The organism is Galbitalea sp. SE-J8 (assembly GCF_030345695.1).
Lineage (GTDB): Bacteria > Actinomycetota > Actinomycetes > Actinomycetales > Microbacteriaceae > JAUASV01.
In genome coordinates, this window is sequence record NZ_JAUASV010000009.1 from 100,324 (window position 1) to 117,772 (window position 17,449).

General features: G+C 71.7%; 13 protein-coding genes. 3 read left to right on the forward strand and 10 right to left on the reverse strand.

The genetic code is table 11. From position 1 onward, the window contains the following. Positions 1 to 24 precede the first annotated feature (24 nt). Entirely contained in the window at positions 25 to 2,211 is a 2,187-nt protein-coding gene (locus QT381_RS08130; RefSeq protein ID WP_289248383.1) for an ATP-dependent DNA helicase RecG, read from the reverse strand. 171 nt (positions 2,212 to 2,382) lie between these two features. Here QT381_RS08130 and QT381_RS08135 point away from each other — a divergent pair, with 171 nt between their 5' ends. Then, complete coding sequence (locus QT381_RS08135; protein WP_289248385.1) at positions 2,383 to 6,333, forward strand: glycosyltransferase; 3,951 nt, start codon at positions 2,383 to 2,385, stop codon at positions 6,331 to 6,333. After that, on the forward strand, positions 6,330 to 6,926 hold the full coding sequence (locus QT381_RS08140) for an RsmD family RNA methyltransferase (RefSeq protein ID WP_289248386.1): 597 nt from the start codon (positions 6,330 to 6,332) through the stop codon (positions 6,924 to 6,926). The genes QT381_RS08135 and QT381_RS08140 overlap by 4 nt, the downstream gene beginning before the upstream one ends. On the opposite strand, the gene thiL is transcribed toward QT381_RS08140, so the two are convergent. From thiL to QT381_RS08180, 8 genes are all read right to left on the reverse strand, one after another. After that, a complete protein-coding gene (gene thiL, locus QT381_RS08145) occupies positions 6,896 to 7,864 on the reverse strand; it encodes a thiamine-phosphate kinase (RefSeq protein ID WP_289248387.1) in 969 nt (322 codons plus the stop codon). The genes QT381_RS08140 and thiL overlap by 31 nt on opposite strands. Before the next feature lie 39 nt (positions 7,865 to 7,903). Then, positions 7,904 to 8,557: a class II aldolase/adducin family protein gene (locus tag QT381_RS08150; RefSeq protein WP_289248389.1), complete on the reverse strand. Its 654-nt coding sequence runs from the start codon at positions 8,555 to 8,557 to the stop codon at positions 7,904 to 7,906. After that, on the reverse strand, positions 8,554 to 9,804 hold the full coding sequence (otnK, locus tag QT381_RS08155) for a 3-oxo-tetronate kinase (protein WP_289248391.1): 1,251 nt from the start codon (positions 9,802 to 9,804) through the stop codon (positions 8,554 to 8,556). The genes QT381_RS08150 and otnK overlap by 4 nt, the downstream gene beginning before the upstream one ends. Positions 9,805 to 9,867: 63 nt before the next feature. Next, on the reverse strand, positions 9,868 to 11,235 hold the full coding sequence (locus QT381_RS08160) for a GntP family permease (protein ID WP_289248392.1): 1,368 nt from the start codon (positions 11,233 to 11,235) through the stop codon (positions 9,868 to 9,870). Between the two features lies 1 nt (position 11,236). After that, positions 11,237 to 12,349 (reverse strand): isocitrate/isopropylmalate dehydrogenase family protein, encoded by a 1,113-nt coding sequence (locus QT381_RS08165; RefSeq protein ID WP_289248393.1) that lies wholly within the window; start codon positions 12,347 to 12,349, stop codon positions 11,237 to 11,239. Positions 12,350 to 12,487: 138 nt separating this feature from the next. Further along, positions 12,488 to 13,297 (reverse strand): DeoR/GlpR family DNA-binding transcription regulator, encoded by an 810-nt coding sequence (locus tag QT381_RS08170; protein ID WP_289248394.1) that lies wholly within the window; start codon positions 13,295 to 13,297, stop codon positions 12,488 to 12,490. 60 nt (positions 13,298 to 13,357) lie between these two features. Then, positions 13,358 to 14,272: an N-acyl homoserine lactonase family protein gene (locus QT381_RS08175; RefSeq protein WP_289248395.1), complete on the reverse strand. Its 915-nt coding sequence runs from the start codon at positions 14,270 to 14,272 to the stop codon at positions 13,358 to 13,360. Continuing rightward, positions 14,185 to 15,819 carry an L-lactate permease gene (locus tag QT381_RS08180; RefSeq protein WP_289248396.1) on the reverse strand — a complete coding sequence of 545 codons (1,635 nt, stop codon included), beginning with the start codon at positions 15,817 to 15,819 and terminating at the stop codon, positions 14,185 to 14,187. Before QT381_RS08180 ends, QT381_RS08175 begins: the two co-directional genes overlap by 88 nt. A gap of 160 nt (positions 15,820 to 15,979) precedes the next feature. On the opposite strand from QT381_RS08180, the gene QT381_RS08185 reads away from it, so the two are divergent. Then, the gene (locus tag QT381_RS08185; RefSeq protein WP_289248398.1) at positions 15,980 to 16,486 is read left to right on the forward strand and encodes a DUF3515 family protein; all 507 of its coding nucleotides are present in this window, start codon (positions 15,980 to 15,982) and stop codon (positions 16,484 to 16,486) included. Between the two features lie 71 nt (positions 16,487 to 16,557). On the opposite strand, the gene QT381_RS08190 is transcribed toward QT381_RS08185, so the two are convergent. After that, the gene (locus QT381_RS08190; protein WP_289248402.1) at positions 16,558 to 17,355 is read right to left on the reverse strand and encodes a glycosyltransferase; all 798 of its coding nucleotides are present in this window, start codon (positions 17,353 to 17,355) and stop codon (positions 16,558 to 16,560) included. Positions 17,356 to 17,449 lie beyond the last annotated feature (94 nt).

The window sequence follows — 17,449 nt, forward strand, 5'->3', positions numbered from 1 at the left end:
GCCTAGCGAATACCCCCGGACGGGTCAGCCCTTCGCGAGGAACGCGGCGGACTCCTCGTCGAGGCGGCGGTCGAGCGCGGCGCGCAACGACGGATGCCGGGCCAGCGCCGGGTCGTCGCCGAGCACGTGCGCCGCGTGCTCGCGCGCGAGCGCGATGACGTCGCCGTCGGACGCGACGCGCAGCAGGCGCAGGCTCGAGCGTCCGCCGGACTGCGACAGGCCGAGCACGTCGCCCTCTCGGCGCAGCTCGAGGTCCTTCTGCGCGAGCTCGAAGCCGTCGAGGGTCGCCGCGACCGCGTCCACCCGCTCGCGCGCGAGCGCGTCGGCGGGCGCGCTCGTCACGAGCAGCGCGAGGCCGGGCACGCTCCCCCGGCCGACCCGGCCGCGCAGCTGGTGCAGTTGCGAGACGCCGAACCGGTCGGCGTCGAGCACGACCATCGTCGAGGCGTTCGGCACGTCGACGCCGACCTCGATGACCGTCGTCGCGACGAGCACGTCGATGTCGCCGGCCGCGAACGCGCGCATCGTGGCGTCCTTCTCGTCGGCGCTCATCCGGCCGTGCAGCGGCTCGATCCGCCGGCCCGCGAACAGCTCCATCGCCCGCAGCCGCTCGAGGGTCTCGGTGACGTTCGCCGGACGCGCCGCCGCGGCATCCGCGGCCTCGGCCTCGCCCTGCGCCGCGACCTCCTCCGCGCTCTCCTCCGCGCCCTCCTCCCGGGCCCTCGGGTCGATCGCCGGGCAGACCACGAACGCCTGCCGGCCCTGCGCGAGCTCCTCCGCGGTGCGCCGCCAGATGCGCGCCTCCCAGCCGGGCTTGTCGGCGAGCGGCACGACGAAGCTCTCGATCGGCGAGCGGCCGGCGGGCAGCTCGGCGATCGTCGACACCTCGAGGTCGCCGAACACGGTCATCGCGACCGTGCGCGGGATGGGCGTGGCGGTGAGCACGAGCACGTGCGGCGCGAGCGCGCCCTTCGCCCGCAGCGCCTCGCGCTGCTCGACGCCGAACCGGTGCTGCTCGTCGACCACGACGAGTCCGAGGTCGAAGAACTCGACGGCGTCGCCGAGCAGCGCGTGCGTGCCGACGACGATCTGCGCGCTGCCCGAGACCGCGGCGAGGGTCGCCCGGCGCCGGTCGGCCGCGGCCAGCTGCCCGGTGATGAGGGTCGGCCGCAGCCGCGCCGCGAGATCGGGCCCGAGCGTGCGGACGATCGAGCGCAGGTGCTGGGCGGCGAGCACCTCGGTCGGCGCGAGCAGCGCCGACTGGCCGCCCGACTGCGCGACCGCGAGCATCGCGCGCAGCGCGACGAGCGTCTTGCCCGAGCCGACCTCGCCCTGCACGAGCCGGTTCATCGGGTGCTCGTTCGCCAGGTCGGCGGAGATCTCCTCGCCGACGCGCGCCTGATCCCCGGTGAGCGCGAACGGCAGCGCGGCGTCGAAGCCCGCGAGCAGGGGCCCGGCCGAGCGCGGCGCCGCGGGCCGCTCGAGCGTCCGGGCGCGCCGCTCGAGCAGCGCGCTCTGCAGCACGAACGCCTCCTGGAACTTCAGCGCGTCGCGCCCGGCCCACCAGACGTTGTCGTGCTGGGGCCGGTGCACGCGCTCGAGCGCCTCCCGGAACGGCAGCAGTCCGAGCTCGGTGCGCACCGCATCCGGCACCGGGTCGTCGAGCTGCGGCACGGAGTCGAGCGCGAGCGCCATCGCCTCCTGCACCTGCCACGACGCGATCGTGCTCGTCGCGGGATAGATCGGCACGGGCTGCTCGGCCCAGCGCTTGGTCTCCTCCGGCGTCTGCGGCAGGTCGAGCTCGTCGAACAGCTTGTACTCGGGGTGCGCGAGCTGCCGGTACCCCTTGTACTCACCGACCTTGCCCGCGAAGATGCCGCGCACGCCGGGCCTGAGATCCTTCTCGCGCCAGGGCTGGTTGAAGAAGGTCAGGGTGAGGGTGCCCGTGCCGTCGGTGATCCTCGCCTCGAGGATGGAGCCCTTGCGCTGGCGCATCTGCCGCGTGACGACCTGGAGCACCTCGGCGACGATCGTGACGTTCTCGTCGAGCGGCAGCTCGGCGAGCGCCGTCAGCTCGCCGCGCTTGGCGTAGCGCCGCGGATAGTGCGCGAGCAGGTCGCCGACCGTGCGGTGCCCGAACGCGCGCTCGAAAGCGGATGCCGTGCGCCCGCCGATCGCCGCGCCGAGCTTCGCGTCGAGAGCGTCGGGCATGGTCCGAGGCTAGCCCGAGCCCGGGACACGGGCAGCACTGCCCGCCGCGGCGGGCCACTCGGATCGCGGGGCGCGCGGGCGATGCGACAGGATGGTGGGATGGCCGTGTCGGACCGATCAGCCCCCTCAGACCAGTCGGAACCGTCAGCGTGGACCGCGGAGAGGACGAGCGTGGTGCCGTCGAGCAGCGTCGATCTCTCCCTCGTGCTCAACGCGCACCGCGAGGGCGCCCTCGCCCACCCCACGCTCCGATCGGTGGGACTCGCCGTCCGGCGTGCGCAGCGCGACGGCCTCTCGGTCGAGGTCGTCGCCGTGCTGGACCGTCCGGACGACGCCACCCGCGCCGTCATCCGCGAGGCGATCGGTCCCGGCGGCGTGCTCGAGCGCGCCGACGGCGTTCGGCTCATCGAGGTCGACAACGGGGACCTGGGCCTGTCGCGCAACGACGGGATCGCCGCGTCGGTCGGCGCGTGCGTCGGCGTCATCGACTGCGACAACATCGTCGACGAGAACTGGCTGGTCGCGGCTCTGGCCACGGTCCGCGCCCACGACCACGACGTCGTCGTGCACCCGTCGTACATCGTGACCTTCGAGGGCCGCCAGACGATCTGGACGCTCGTCGCCTCGACCAGCGACGCGTTCCGTGTCGAGCTGCTCTACGAGTACAACTTCTGGGACGCGTTCTGCGTCGCGCCGCGCACGGTGTTCGAGGCGGTGCCCTACGCCGCGTCGGGCCCGGCGCTCGGGATCGGCCCGGAGGACTGGCACTGGAACGCCAACACTCTCCAGCGCGGCTACGAGCACGTGCTCGCGCCCGAGACCGCCCTGTTCTACCGCGTGAAGCGCTCGGGCTCGCTCATGAGCCAGCACGATCGCGGCGGCAGCCTGCTGCCATGGTCCGACTTCTTCACGTCGCCGGAGGTCGCCGCGATCGCCGCGGCCCGTCCCGAGCCCCGGATCGACGAGGAGCCGGGCCGCGAGTGGTGGTCGGAGACGACCGACGCCGACCTGCGTCGTCTGGCGCGCAGCATCGCGAAGGGCGGGCGCGCCACGACGGCTGCCCTCACCGCCGTGCGCGGCCGCGTCGACACCGCGCCGGCCTCGCTCGGCCAGGCGGTGCGCGCCGCTGCGCGACTGGTGACCTCGACGTCGCGCATCCCGCCGCTCGCCGACGTGCGGCTGCGACGACCCGACCTGCGCGACGTCCCGGATGCCGACCTGCGCCGCCGCCTGCGCCGCGCGGGCGCCTCGGACCGCATTCCGGCGCTGAGCGGGACGGAGCGCAACGCCCTCTCGGCCGACCTGTTCGACCCCGACCACTACCGGCTGCTCAACCCCGACCTTCGCGGCTTCAACCGGCAGGAGGCGATCGCGCACTACCTGCGTCACGGCCGCGACGAGCGCCGCCCGTGCCTGCTCACGCCCGAGCAGCTCGACGCCCTCGCGCCGGGCCGATTCGACCTGGCCGACTACCGGGCGCTCAACCACGATCTCGCAGCGCTCGACGACCGCGAGCTCGTCGTGCACTACCTGCGCTCGGGCCGCGTGGAGGGTCGTCCGAGCCGTCGCAGCGCGCTCGAGCGGATGACGGAGCGCGGCCGCCGGGTCCCCGAGTGGCTGGCGCGCGCGTGGCGCGCCGCCCACACCATCGACCCGCTCGTCGTCGCGCCGTCGGCTCGCAACATCGCCGGCTACGGCTGGTGGGGCGATGACTGGCAGCGTCGAACCCACCCCGCGAGCAGCGTGTTCTGGGCCCTCGTCCGGGCTCTGCCCGACGGCGTCGACGCGGTCTACGTCGCCCCCTGGATCCGCCTCGGCGGCGGCGACCTCGTGCTCGAGCGCTACATCTCGGTGCTCCACCGCGCCGACCCGGCGCAGCGGATCGCCGTGCTGCTGCTCGAGCCGGGCGTGACGAGCGACACCGGCCGGCTGCCGGAGGGCGTCACGGTCGTCGAGCTCGGGAACCTCGCCGCCGAGGCGGGGGTCGCGCGCGACGCTCTCGTCCGCCTGGTGGGGACGGCGATCGTGCAGCTCTCGCCGCGCATGATCCACGTGTTCAACTCGGGAACCGGATTCGACGTCGTCGAGTCGTACCACCGCGCCGTGGCGCGCGACTCGCGCATCTTCGCCTCGACGTTCGTGATCGACCGTGGTCCGGACGACGAGGTGCTCTCCTGGCTCGTCGGACGCTCGGCCGACTTCCTCGACGACGTCGAGGCGGTGCTCGTCGATCATGCCGCCGTGGCCGACCAGTTCTGGGAGCTCTACCGCTTCCCGCGCAGCAAGTTCCTCGTGCACCACCAGCCCGTGGACGAGCGCGCCGTCGAGGCCGCGAGCCCCGTCGCGAACGAACCGGTGCGACTGCTCTGGGCGGGGCGCTTCGACCGGCAGAAGCGGCTCGACGTGCTCGCCGGCGTGATCGAATCCGCCGCGCAGCGGAACCTCGACGTCGAGGTGCACGTGTACGGCGCCGCGGTCGTCGACGACGACACCGCATCCGCACTGCTCGACCGGCTCCGCGCGGCGGGCGCCGTGCTCCACGGACCGTACACGCGGGGCTTCTCGGCGCTCCCGCTCGCGAGCTTCTCCGCCCTGCTCATGACGTCGGAGTGGGAGGGCATCCCCAACATCATGCTCGAGGCGATGTCGGCGGGTCTGCCCGTCATCGCGCCGACCGTCGGCGGGATCGCCGAGGTGCTCACGCCCGGCACGGGCTACCCGGTCGGAGCGTTCGACGCCGTCGACGAGTACGTCGACGCGATCGCCGATCTGCGGGACCACCCCGACGCGGCGATCGCACGCGTCGAGGCGGCGCGCGCCCTCATGCTCGAGGAGTTCACCTGGGAGCGGTTCGGCGCGAGCGTGCGCGAGACGCCGGGCTACGTCGACGAGCCGGATGCCGTCCCGGCCGACGAGGCCGAGTCCGGGGAGGACGCCGACGACACGGCGGACGTCGTGGAGTTCTTCGCGTCGTCCGCCACCGCCGAGCTGCTCCGGGACCCCGGGGCCCGGGTCGTGCACCTGGCGAACGGGGGGTTCGGATACTCGAACTTCGGCGACGTGCTCCAGCTGAAGGCCATGATCGCCCGCTGGCGGGCGCGATCGGACCGCGAGCCCGTGCTGCTGTTCACGATCGGCGCCCTCACGACGTGGCGCACGCCGGACGAGCTGCGCCGCATCTACGGCTGCGAGCACATCGTCTTCGCGCGGGACGTGGAGGAGGAGGCGCCCGCCGAGCTCGTTCCCGTCGAGCCGTCGCCGAACGACGCGGTCGCCCACATGGTGGGGGGCGGCTACCTCAACGCGCGCTGGGGCGCGTCATCCCTGCGCATCTTCGACGCGTACTTCGAGACCGTCGGCGTCACGCGACTCGTGATCTCCGGAATGCAGCTCGACGAGGAGGTCGTGCCCGACCTGACGCCGTTCTGCGAGCGCTGGGCGCCCGTCCTCCTCGGCGCCCGCGACGAGCGCTCGCTGCGCATCGCATCCGCCGTGGTCGGCGACCGCGCGCGCATGTCGTTCGACGATCTCAGCGAGGTGTTCGACGAGTGGGTCGCCGTCGACGAGCCGTCGGGGTCGAGCGGGTCCGGACGGCGCATCGGCGTCCACCTCAACACCTCCGACTACGTGGGCGAGTCGCGAACCGCGCAGCTCACGCTGGATGCGGTCGCCCGGCTCCGCGCCGGCGACCCGGAACTCGGCATCACCCTCGTGCACTCCTACGACGATGCCCGGCCGGAGGTGCGCGACACGCTGGGGTCGTGGCAGGCCTTCGGCGAGCGGATCGGCGCGGTGCGGCTGGAGACGGTCGACCTGGCCGTCGCCTCGCTGCGGTGGCAACCCGGTTCCGGCGCCCCCCGGGACGTCGTCGACGCACTGCGCCGCCTCGACCTCGCGATGTCGTCGTCGTACCACACGGCGATGATCCTCAACCGGCTGGGCGTGCCGGCCTACCTGGTGGTCGCGGACCCCTACTTCGCCCAGAAGGCCGAGATCTTCCGCCAGAAGCCGACCCTCGAGGAGTTCATCGCCGACCCCGGCGTCCCCGTGGATTTCGCTCCCGAGCGCGCGGCCCGCGCGCGCTGGCTCGTCGAGTTCGACCGGTTCGTCGCGGGCCCGTGACGCGCATCATCGCGGGCTTCGCGGGCTCCCTCGCCCTCCGCGTGCCGTCGTCGGGCACCCGCCCGACGAGCGACCGGGTGCGGGAGGCGCTGTTCAGCGCGCTCGAGGCCCGGGACGTCCTGCGCGGCGCGCGCGTCGTCGACCTGTACGCCGGCTCGGGCGCGCTCGGCCTCGAGGCGGCATCGCGCGGGGCGGCATCCGTCGTGCTCGTCGAGCGGGCGAGCGCCGCCGCCGCGGACTGCCGGCGCAACGCCGCCGCCGTGCTGCGCAACGCGCCGCGGGACGCGCCGCCGCGCGTCGAGGTCGCGGCGCAGGCGGTCGGCGCCTACCTCGCCACGGCGGCGGCGACGTGGGACCTCGCTCTCGTGGATCCGCCCTACGACCTCGGCGCGGCCGAGCTCACGGCCGCCCTCGGCCTGCTCGCGCCGCGTCTCGCGGATGACGCGCTCGTCGTGGTGGAGCGGCGCACGAGGGACGGCGAGCCGGGCTGGCCCGACCACCTCGAGCCCGAGCGGTCGCGGGCGTACGGCGACACGACGCTGTGGTACGCGACCCGGGTGGCTCAGCCGGCGCGGCCCGACCAGCCCGCGTAGGGGTCCCAGCCGGCGTCGTCGTGCGCGACGCCGCCCACGAGCACGCCCGCGCCCGCCACGACCCGCCCGATCGCGCGGAACGGATGCGGCAGCTCCGACCCCGCGGGGAACGTCGCGAGCAGCGCGTGGTCCTCACCGCCGGCGAGGGCGGTCGCCGGGTCGGGACCGAGCTCCGCCGGGTCGAGGTCGAGCGCCACCCCGCTCGCGCGGGCGATGCGGGCGGCGTCCTTCGCGAGGCCGTCGCTCACGTCGAGCATCGCGGTCGCTCCGGCCCGCGCCGCCGCGCGGCCGGCCGCGATCGGCGGCGACGGGCGCAGCTGCGGGAGGGCGCGCGCGCGGAGGTCGTCGCTCGGCGCGACGGCGTCGCCCGCGGCATCCGTCGCCCCGGTGAAGAGGGCGCGCAGGGCCGCGAGCGCCTCGCCCGCCGCTCCCGCGAGCGCGACGACGTCGCCCGTCCGCGCGCCGCCGCGCAGCACCGGGGGCCGGCCCTCCAGGTCGCCGAACGCCGTCACCGCGATCGTGAGCGTCGCCGACACCGACAGGTCGCCGCCGACCACGCCGCAGCCCGGGGCGAGCGCGGCGCAGCCCTCGCGCAGGCCGTCGGCGAGTCCCTCGAGGAAGGCCACGGGCGTCGACTCCGGAGCCGCGAGGGCGACCACGAGCGCGCTCGGCACGGCGCCCATCGCCGCGACGTCGGAGAGGTTGCTCGCCGCAGCCTTCCAGCCCAGGTCGTAGGGCGTCGACCAGGCCAGGCGGAAGTCGGGCCCGTGCACCATGAGATCGGTCGTGACGACGAACCGGCCGTCGGGCGCCGCGATCACGGCAGCGTCGTCACCGGGACCGACGAGAGCGGATGCCGCCGGCGGCAGCCGCGGGAAGATGCGGGCGAGCGCCGCGTTCTCCCCGGCCGCGCCGAGGGTGTCGCGCGCATCCGTCACCCGCCCAGGCTATCGGCGAGCCCGCCGGCGGTCGCGGGCTCACCGGCGGGCGCTCCACGGCGAGTCCCACGTCGCCGCGAGCTCACTCACCTCGGGCGCGGGGATGACACGGGGGGAACGGCCCTCCGTGAGCAGCACGGTCCGCGACGCCTCCTCCACTTCGATCGCACCGTCGATCGCCGCCGACATCGTCGCGCCGCTCACGATCTGGCCGTGGTTGGCCAGCAACGCTGCCCGGAACGGAAAGCGCAGCTCCGCCACGAGGTCGGCGAGCTCCGCCGAGCCGGGTACGCGAAAGGGAATCAGGGGCGTCTGCCCCACGCGCATCACGAAATAGGGCGTGAGCGGCGGTATCGCGCTGTATTCGCTCCACGGTTCGAGGCAAGAGACGGCGACCGCGTTCGGCGAATGCAGGTGGACGACAGCTCGGTGAGCCGGGTTTCTTCGGTAGAAGGCACGGTGCAGCGCCCACTCCTTCGAGGGCCGCGGACCGCGCAGGTGCGCTCCGTCGACGTCCAGGACGGCGACATCGGCCGGCGTCAGCGTCCCCAGGCTCGATCCACTGGCCGTGATGTGGATGCGATCGCCGTCACGGACCGAGATGTTCCCGCTCGACCCGGTGTTGACCCCCGTCGCGGTGATCTGCGCTCCAGCGACGATCAGCTCGTCGATGGGCGCCGGGTGCTCGTTCACGCGAGCGCCTCCCACGCGGTCGTGAACATGTCGTCCCCTCCGAAGTTGCCCGACTTCAGCGCCAGCAGCACGTCGGTGTGCTCCGAGGTGGCGGATACGGACCAGCACACCCCTGGCGCGATCTGGGGACCGATCAGCAGACGCCGGCAGCCCAGGGCGGTCGCAACCGCGCCGGACGTCTCTCCCCCGGCGACGATGACCTGTCGGAATCCGAGGGACTCGACCGCCGTCGAGGCGATCGCCGCGACGACGCGTTCGATGTGCTCGGCGGGGCCCCTCCCGCCGGCGTTGTCGCGAACGTCGTCGGGTCGGCCGACCGAGTGGACAACCGGAAGGGAGTCGGGGGGAAGGTCGGCCAGCAGGCCGGTGACGCTTCGCACGACGTCGAGCGGATCGGCGAGGAGACGGTCGATGTCGAGCTTGATCATCGTGGCGCCGGCGTCGCGCGCCGATGAGATCTGGGCCCGTGTCGTGGCGGACGCGCTCCCGCACAGCACGAGGCGCCGCCCGGCGGGAACCGGGAACTCCGCGGACGATGGATCGTGCGGCCCGGACACGCCGTACGCCAGCCCCGCGCTGCCCGAGATCACGGGCCAGTCGGCGACCGCGGCGGACACGGTCGCGAGGTCGGCCTCCGTCGTGGTGTCGACGACGATGTAGGTCGAGTCCGCGGCCTCGAGCGCCGCGCGCAGCGCGTCCGCGCCGCGCGAGACCTCGCCGATGGACACCTCGCCGACCGAGTGACGGGTCTGGGGTCGGAGGATGGCCGCGACCCGCGACTCCGTCATGGGAGTCAGGGGGTGGTCGCGCATCGGCGACTCGGCGAGCAGTTCGTCACCCACGAAGAGGTGCCCCCGGTACACGGTCCGCCCGTTCGCGGGGAATGCGGGCGCGACGATGGTGCGGCTCGCGCCGAGTTCGGTCAGCACCGCGTCCAGCACCGGCCCGATGTTCCCGTCCTTCGTCGAGTCGAAGGTCGAGCAGTACTTCACGTAGATCTGCCGCGGGCCGAGCGGGGTGAGGTGCCGCAGGGCTTCGAGGGACATCTCGACGGCGCGATCGGCCGCGATGGTTCGCGTCTTCACGGCGACGACCACTGCATCGAGCTCGAGATCCTCGGCCTCCGCGGGCGGGGGGACGGCATCAGCGCCCAGGGCGACGATCACGCGCAGGCCGCGCTCGCGAAGGGCGGTGGCCACGTCGGTCGCCCCGGTGAAGTCATCGGCGATCACGCCAAGGTGGATCACGTCTAGCTCTCTTTCGGACGTTGCGCCGGTGGCGGCCGGACCTCATCCGGCCGCCACCGCCATCTAGATGAACAGGTCGAGCACGAGGACACCGCCGAGGGCGACGACGGAGATGAGGCAGTCCATCACCGTCCACGCTTTGAAGGTGTCCTTGATGTCGGTGCCGAGGTACTCCTTGACCAGCCAGAAGCCGGCGTCGTTGACGTGCGATCCGAACCGCGAGCCGGCACCGATCGCGAGCACGAGGAGCGTCGCCTCGGCGGTCGTCTGCTGCGCGGCCAGCGGCGCGAGCAGACCGACAGCCGTGACGATGGCTACCGTGCCCGACCCGACCGCCATCCGCACGATCGCCGTGATCAGCCAGCCGAGCAGGAGAATCGGGATGCCGATGGCATCGGCGAGGTTCCCGACCGCGGTGCCGACGCCCGAGGCGACGAGAACCCCCTTGAAGCCGCCGCCCGCGGCAACGATCACGATCACGCTGGCGACCGCGGGAAGCCCGCGTCCCATGCTCGCGCCGATGGACGCCAGGGACATCCCACTGCCGAGGCCGAGGGTGAACATCGCGACGAGCACCCCGAGCAGCAGCGCCACGACCGGCTCGCCGATCACCGAGGTCGCGTCCGCGAACGCACTCTCAGGGCTCACGATCTCAGCCACCGCATGGATCAGCATGAGAACCACCGGAAGGAGCATCGTCGCGATCGTCAGGCCGAGCGACGGTTTGCGACCGCTCGCTTCCGCGCTGCTCTCGGGCACCAGGGATTCCGGCGGGTGCGCGATCACGCGGGGCGCGATGAACCTCGCGAACACCGGGCCGCCGATGACGATGGTCGGAATCGCGACGACGATGCCCAGCACGAGCGCCAGCCCGAGGCTGGCGTCGAGCCCCGACACCGCGGCGAGCGGACCAGGATGCGGCACCATGAATCCGTTCAACAGTGACAGTGCCGCCAGCGAGGGCAGCGCGAAGAGGATCGGTGACACGCCGCGCTTCTTCGCCGCGAGGAGCGCGATCGGCACGATGAGCACGACGCCCACTTCGAAGAACAGCGGCAGCCCCAGGAGGAACGACACACCGGCCATGGCCCACGGGACGACCGCGAGCGACACCTTGCCGATGACCGTGTCGACGATTCTCTCGGCGCCGCCGCTCTCGGCGAGCAGCTTGCCGAGCATCGCGCCGAGGGCGATCAGGATCCCGACGTCGGCGAACGTTCCGCCGAACGACTCCCCGAACGCGTCGAGCGATCCCTCGGGTCCCAGTCCCGCGATCAGGCCGACAGCGGCGGAGCCCACGATGAGGGCGATGAACGGGTGGACCTTCGCTGCGGTGATCAGGGCGATGATGAGCGCGATGCCCACGCCCGCGGCGGTGAACAGCACCCAGTCGGGCGCGATGGGTCCGACACCTTCGGCGGCGAGCGACATGTCAGCGACCGTCCGGGTTCCCGGCGTCCCGCGGCAGAGCGGCGACGACCGCATCGCCGACGCTCTGCGTCGACGACGTTCCGCCGATGTCCCGGGTCACCTCGCCCGCGGCGGTCACGGCCGCCACAGCGGCGTCGATGCGGCGGGCGCCGTCGCGCGCGGCCTCGTCGTCGTGCCGGGCACCGAGCCACTCGAGCATCATCTTGGCCGAGAGGATCGTCGCGAGCGGGTTGGCGACGCCCTTGCCAGCGATGTCCGGTGCCGACCCGTGCGAGGGCTGGAACATCGCGTGGTCGTCCCCGATGTCGCCGGAGGGTGCCATGCCGAGGCCCCCGTTCAGCGCAGCGGCGAGGTCCGACAGGATGTCGCCGAACATGTTCTCCATGACGAGCACGTCGTAGTCCGCCGGTCGCTGCACGATGGCCAGCGAGAGCGCGTCGATGAGTGCGTACCCATAGCCGATCTGCGGGAATTCGCGTTCGGCGACCTCGGTGAACACCCGGCGGAAGAAGGCGAGTGAGCGGAAGATGTTGGCCTTGTCGACGCAGGTCACGAGCGATCTGCCGTCGCTGGGCCGGCCCTGGCGCTGGCCCGCGAGTTCGAACGCGTAGCGCGACACCCGCTCCGTCCCGCTCCGGCTGATCAGCATCGTGTCGCCGACGACCTGGTCGGTGATCTCGGTGCCGCCCTCGAACGAGGCGAACAGTCCCTCGGTGCTCTCCCGCACGATCACGAGGTCGACGGCCTCGCCCCGGTCGACCACCGGCCTGATTCCGGGGTACAGCTTGATCGGACGCACTCCCGCGTACAGGTCCAGACCCTTGCGAAGGCGGATGATGATGCGTCCCTGCACCTCCGTGCCGTCGGGCATGCGCACCTCGGGCAGGCCCATCGCGCCGAGGAGGATCGCGTCGGCGGCGCCCACGGACTGGAAGGTCGCGTCCGGAAGCGCGTCTCCCGTGCGCGAGTAGAGACCGACGCCGGCCTCGTGGTCGGTGAGATTCAGATCCAGTCCCGGCACGATCCGACGGACCTCGTCGAGGACCTTGACGGCCTCGTCGGTGATCTCCGGTCCGATCCCGTCGCCGCGAAGGATGGCAATTTCATAGCTCAATGCGGTGCCTTTCGCACGTGCGAACGCGGAGCGAGCGACGCCGCCACTCCATCGTGCGCAGGGTTGTGAAGATGTGGGATGAGCGTATCAGCTCTTCACACTACTTCCCAAATCTGATCGTTGAATCAGAGCGTCACGCTAGGTCGTCGCGGTTCGGGCGACCTCGGCGAGCTGCACCACGGGCCCTCGCTCACGGATGCGGTCGGCCGCCGCCGCGCTCAGTCCCGAGTCGGTCACAATCGTGCCGAGTTCGGCTATGCCGAAGATCCGGTACCGAGCGAACGAGCCGAACTTGGACGAGCCCGCGACGAGCACCGCCTCGTTGGACGACGCGAGAGCGGTCTTCTTGAGCTCGACCTTCGATTCGGTGGGAGTCGTGACGCCGTGATCGATGTCCCACGAGCTCGACGAGATGAACGCGATGTCCACGGACAGCTCTCGAAGGGTCAGCGCCGCCAACCGTCCGACCGCGGACTGGTTGTCCTTCTCGATTCGTCCGCCGACCGCGATCAGCTCGGCGGCGGGATGGTCCAGGAACGCGCTCAAGACGGCCAGGTCGTTCGACACCACGGTCAGGTCGGCGAGGTCGGCGAGGTGCGGCCTCATCGCCTGCATCGTGGTGCCGGCGTCGAGGAAGATGGTCATGCCCTCGGTGACCAATCCCGCAGCGGTCCGCGCCATCGCATCCTTCTCCCGGATGTCGATGGTCGATTTCTCGGTGCGCGACGGCTCCGCGACCAGACGCGAGGCGATCTTCGCACCGCCGGGTGTCGGAATCGCCCGGCCCTCCGCCTCGAGCGCGGTGATATCCCGCCTGATGGTCATGTGACTCACGCCGAGCAGTGACGTGAGCTGGTGATAGCTGAGCACCTGCTCGCGACGCAGGTACTTGACGATCAGCTCGCGTCGTTGCTCCGGGATCAGCGGCGCGTCTTCGGTGTCGGGCATGGTCCACCTTCCTGCCGTTCACCCTAGAGCCGACCGACCGCCGGACGCTCTCGGGACGCGTCAGACGACGGACAGCATCACGCCCAGGCCGGGATGCCCAGCGATAGGCGGGAAGCGCCTCATGACCTCCGGATCGTGCCCGGCCACGACACGCGTGCCGGCATTGGCCGCGAGCGAGCGGATCATCTCGTACCCGTGGTACATGCCAGGCACATCGGAGACCACCGCGAACGGCATGTCCCGCTCCACCTCCTCGTAGTAGTGGATCACGTCCGACGCGATCACGACGGTCCCCGCCGCGTCATCCACCTCCACGAGCAGCTGACCCGGCGTGTGCCCTCCCACGATCCGAGCCCGAACACCCGGCGCTATGGTCGTCGTGTCGTCGAGCAGCACGAGTCGCGGGGTGCCGGCAAGCTGACTCAGATGCGCGATGTCTTCCGCCTCTCGATAGTCGGCGAACTGGATCCGGTTCGCGTAGGGACCCGTCCAGAAGTCGAACTCCGCCCTCGCCATGATGACCTGTGCGTTCGGAAACGCCTCGACGTTCCCCGTGTGGTCGTAGTGACCGTGCGTGACGACGATCCGATCGACCTCGGTCGGACCGATCCCGATCGCCGCGAGCGCCGCGGGAGGCTCGATGAGCATCGTGCGACCCCGGCGGCCACCGGACCGGATGTTGTACCCGGTGTCGATGAGAGTGACGCCGCCCGCGTCCCGAACGACCCAGACGAAGTAGTCCATGACGTCGACGCGGTCCGCTTCGCCGTAGAGCCGGTAGTTCAGATAGATCTCGCTGCGCTCGGCGGATCGCGTCCCGTAGCGCAAGGCGTAGATCCGACGGTCGCGCTCGCCGTCCGCGGTTCGCGCCCGAGCATCCGATGTCCTCATAGCCCGTTCACCATCCAACCGAGGATCGGCGTGGACTGCAGGAACACCAGGATGCAGGTCAGGGCCAGGAACAGCAGGCTCCACCCGATGACCCGTCGCAGCAGCTCGCCCTCGCGTCCCACGAGACCGACCGCGGCGGCGCCGACGGCCAGGTTCTGGGGAGACACCATCTTCGCCATCGCGCCGCCGGTCGTGTTGGCGGCCCCGAACAGCACCGGTGACGCCCCGACCTGTTGCGCGGCCGTGGCCTGCAGTTGGCCGAACAGAGCGTTCGCTCCGGTGTCCGTGCCGGTGATGAACACCCCGACCCAGCCGACGACGGGCGCCAGCAGCGCGTAGAAGACGCCGGTCTGGGCGAGCGCACTGCCGAGCGTGATGATCATGCCCGAGAAGTTCATGAGGTAGGACAGCGAGAACACGGCCAGGATCGTGACGATCGCCCAGCCGAACTGGGTGAGCACCCCCCAGTAGGCCGCCAGCGCACTCGGGACGCTCACTCGAAGCAGCACCATCGTGAGAACCGCCGCGACGAAGAGCAGCGAACCCGTCGCGCTCCCCCAGTTGAGCACGAAACTCGTGTTGACCGGCGTGCCCGTCGCGGACTCCACGGAGAGCGCCGGCCAGGGAAACGTGACCTGCAGAGTGGCGAGCCAGTCCTTGATCCCGGGAATCTGGGCGCACGAGAACACGGCGATCACGATCAGGTAGGGACCGAACGCCACGAGTCGATCGAGACCGGTGATCCCCCGATCGTCGGCCCGTGGACCCACCGTGGAGACGGCCTCGGTGATCGCCATGGTCGAGCGAGCGCGCATGGCGCGCGCCGCGATGACGACCGCGAACGTCGCGATGAGCGCCGAGAAGATGTCGGTGAGCTGGTACGAGAAGTGGTTCGACAGCAGATATTGAGCCGCCCCGAACACGACTCCGCCGACGAGCGCTGCCGGCCAGACTTCTTTCACTCCGCGCCGGCCATCGACGATGAGGAGGAGGACGAACGGGATCAGGACCGCGAGAAACGGGGTCTGCCGCCCGATCATCGCCCCGAACGTCTCGGCCGAAATGCCGGTTCCGTCGGTCAGCTGAACGGTCCGGCCCAGCATGGTCACCGGATTGCCCAGCCCGCCGAACGCGACCGGGGCCGTGTTGGCGACGAGTGACGCGACGATCGCCTTCATCGGATTCAACCCGAGCGAGATGAGCATGCCCGCGCAGATCGCGACGGGGGCACCGCTTCCGGCCAGTGCCTCCAGGAGGGTGCCGAAGCCGAAAGCGATGATGATGGCCGCGATTCGAAGGTCGTTGGACAGCCCGGCGAACGTGCGCCGAAGGATTTCGAAGTGACCGGACTTCACGGTCATGCTGTGGATCCAGATCGCGTTGAAGACGAGCCAGAGGTTGTTCAGGACTCCCTGCGCCGTGCCGTCGAGTGAAGCGCTCACGGCCTGGACGACGGGCATGCGCCACACGAGCACCGCGAGCCCGAGTCCCACAGCGAGCGTCACCAGGGACGCCCACTGCGCCTTCCAGCGGAGACCCGCCAGCAACACGAGCAGCACGATCACCGGAACGAGCGCCACGAGGCCGGACAGCCAGAGATTGGTCAGGGGGTCAAGGATCTGGTGGAACATGCACACTCCGTCGTGCTCAATCAGTCGTCCATCCGGGCACGGCCGCCCGTGTGCATCCTTGTGAAGATGCGGTGATTCACTATAACTCTTTCACAGATCATCTCAATCTCCGCTTTTCGCCGTCAGCTCGCCCGGCTCGGGCCCCGGTACCGTGGAGCGCGTGCTCCGCCCCCTCGCCGCCGTCGCTGCGGCGCTGCTCGTCGCATCCGCCCTCGCCGGATGCAGCGCACCCGTCGCGCTCGACGCCGCGCCGGACGCGAAGAACCCCGCGTGCGCGGCCGTCTCCGTCGCCGTGCGCGACACCGCGATCGGCGACCTCGCCGAGCGGGACACGACCGCCCAGGCCACCGCGGCATGGGGCGACCCCGCCGCCGTGACCCTGCGGTGCGGCGTCGAGGTGCCCGCGCCCTCGACGCTGCCGTGCTACGAGCTCAACGGCATCTACTGGCTGCTGGACGACTCCGCGGCGCCCGTGTACCGCTACACGACGTTCGGCCGGGACCCCGCGGTGCAGGTCGTCGTGGACCAGGACCGGGCGTCCACCTACACGTCGCTCGACACGCTGAGCGACGCCGTGGGCAGCACGCCCGCGACGGGCGCCGTGTGCTCGGATGCGATCGACCCGACCGAGGGCTCCGGCGACGCGACGAGCACGCCCTCGGGCTGACCCCGGCCGGCCCGGCACGACGGGCTGCCCACGTCGCATCGACCTCGGGACGCCTCATCGCGGGCGCCGGCTCAGCGCCTCCCGGGCGCGATGATCAGCCGGTACGCGATCCGGCGGATGCCGACCGGCACGAACCGGTACCCGCCGCGCACGACGACGTTGCGCAGGTACTGCGCGCGCGTCGTGTAGCCGGCCCGCCGCATCCGCTTCTGCAGGGCGAGCTCGCTGCGGAACAGCGCCGCTCCCCCGCGCCGCTGGTACGCGCCCGAGTCGACGCGGTACTTCAGCAGCGGGTCGGGCACGTTCGCGACCCGGGCGCCGTCCTTGATCATGCGCACGAACAGCCAGTAGTCCTCCATGAGGGCGAGCGGCTGGTACGCGCCCGCGCGCTCGACGGCGCTGCGCCGGTACACCACGGTCGGATGGTTGAACGGGTCGTGGAACGTCGCGTACGAGCGGATGACGTCCTCGCCGACCGGGGGCGTGCGGGTGCCGAGCACGCCCCCGTCGCCGAACTCGAACATGCCCGTGCCGACCAGCTCGAAGCCCTCGTCGATGAGCGGGAGCTGCTTCGCGAAGCGCTCCGGCATCGCGATGTCGTCGGCGTCCATGCGCGCCACGACGTCGTGCGCGCAGCGTTCCAGCCCGGCGGTGAGCGCATGCGCGAGTCCCTGGTTGCGTTCGAGCGGCACGAGCACGACCGGGACGACGGATGCCGCGACCTCCTGCTCGATCGCCGCCGCGAGGTCGTCGGGCACCGGGCCGTCCTGCACGAGCACGACCTCGTCCGGGCGCAGCCGCTGCCCGACCGTCACCGAACGGAACGCCTCGCGGAAGAAGTCCGCACGGTCCTTCGCGTACACGCTCATGAGCGCGGAGAACGGCGTGCTCACCCGGCACCGCCCCGCGCCGCGCCGTCGGTCGAGCGCTGGCCGGCGCCGCCGGCCGAGCGCGGGCCGGCGC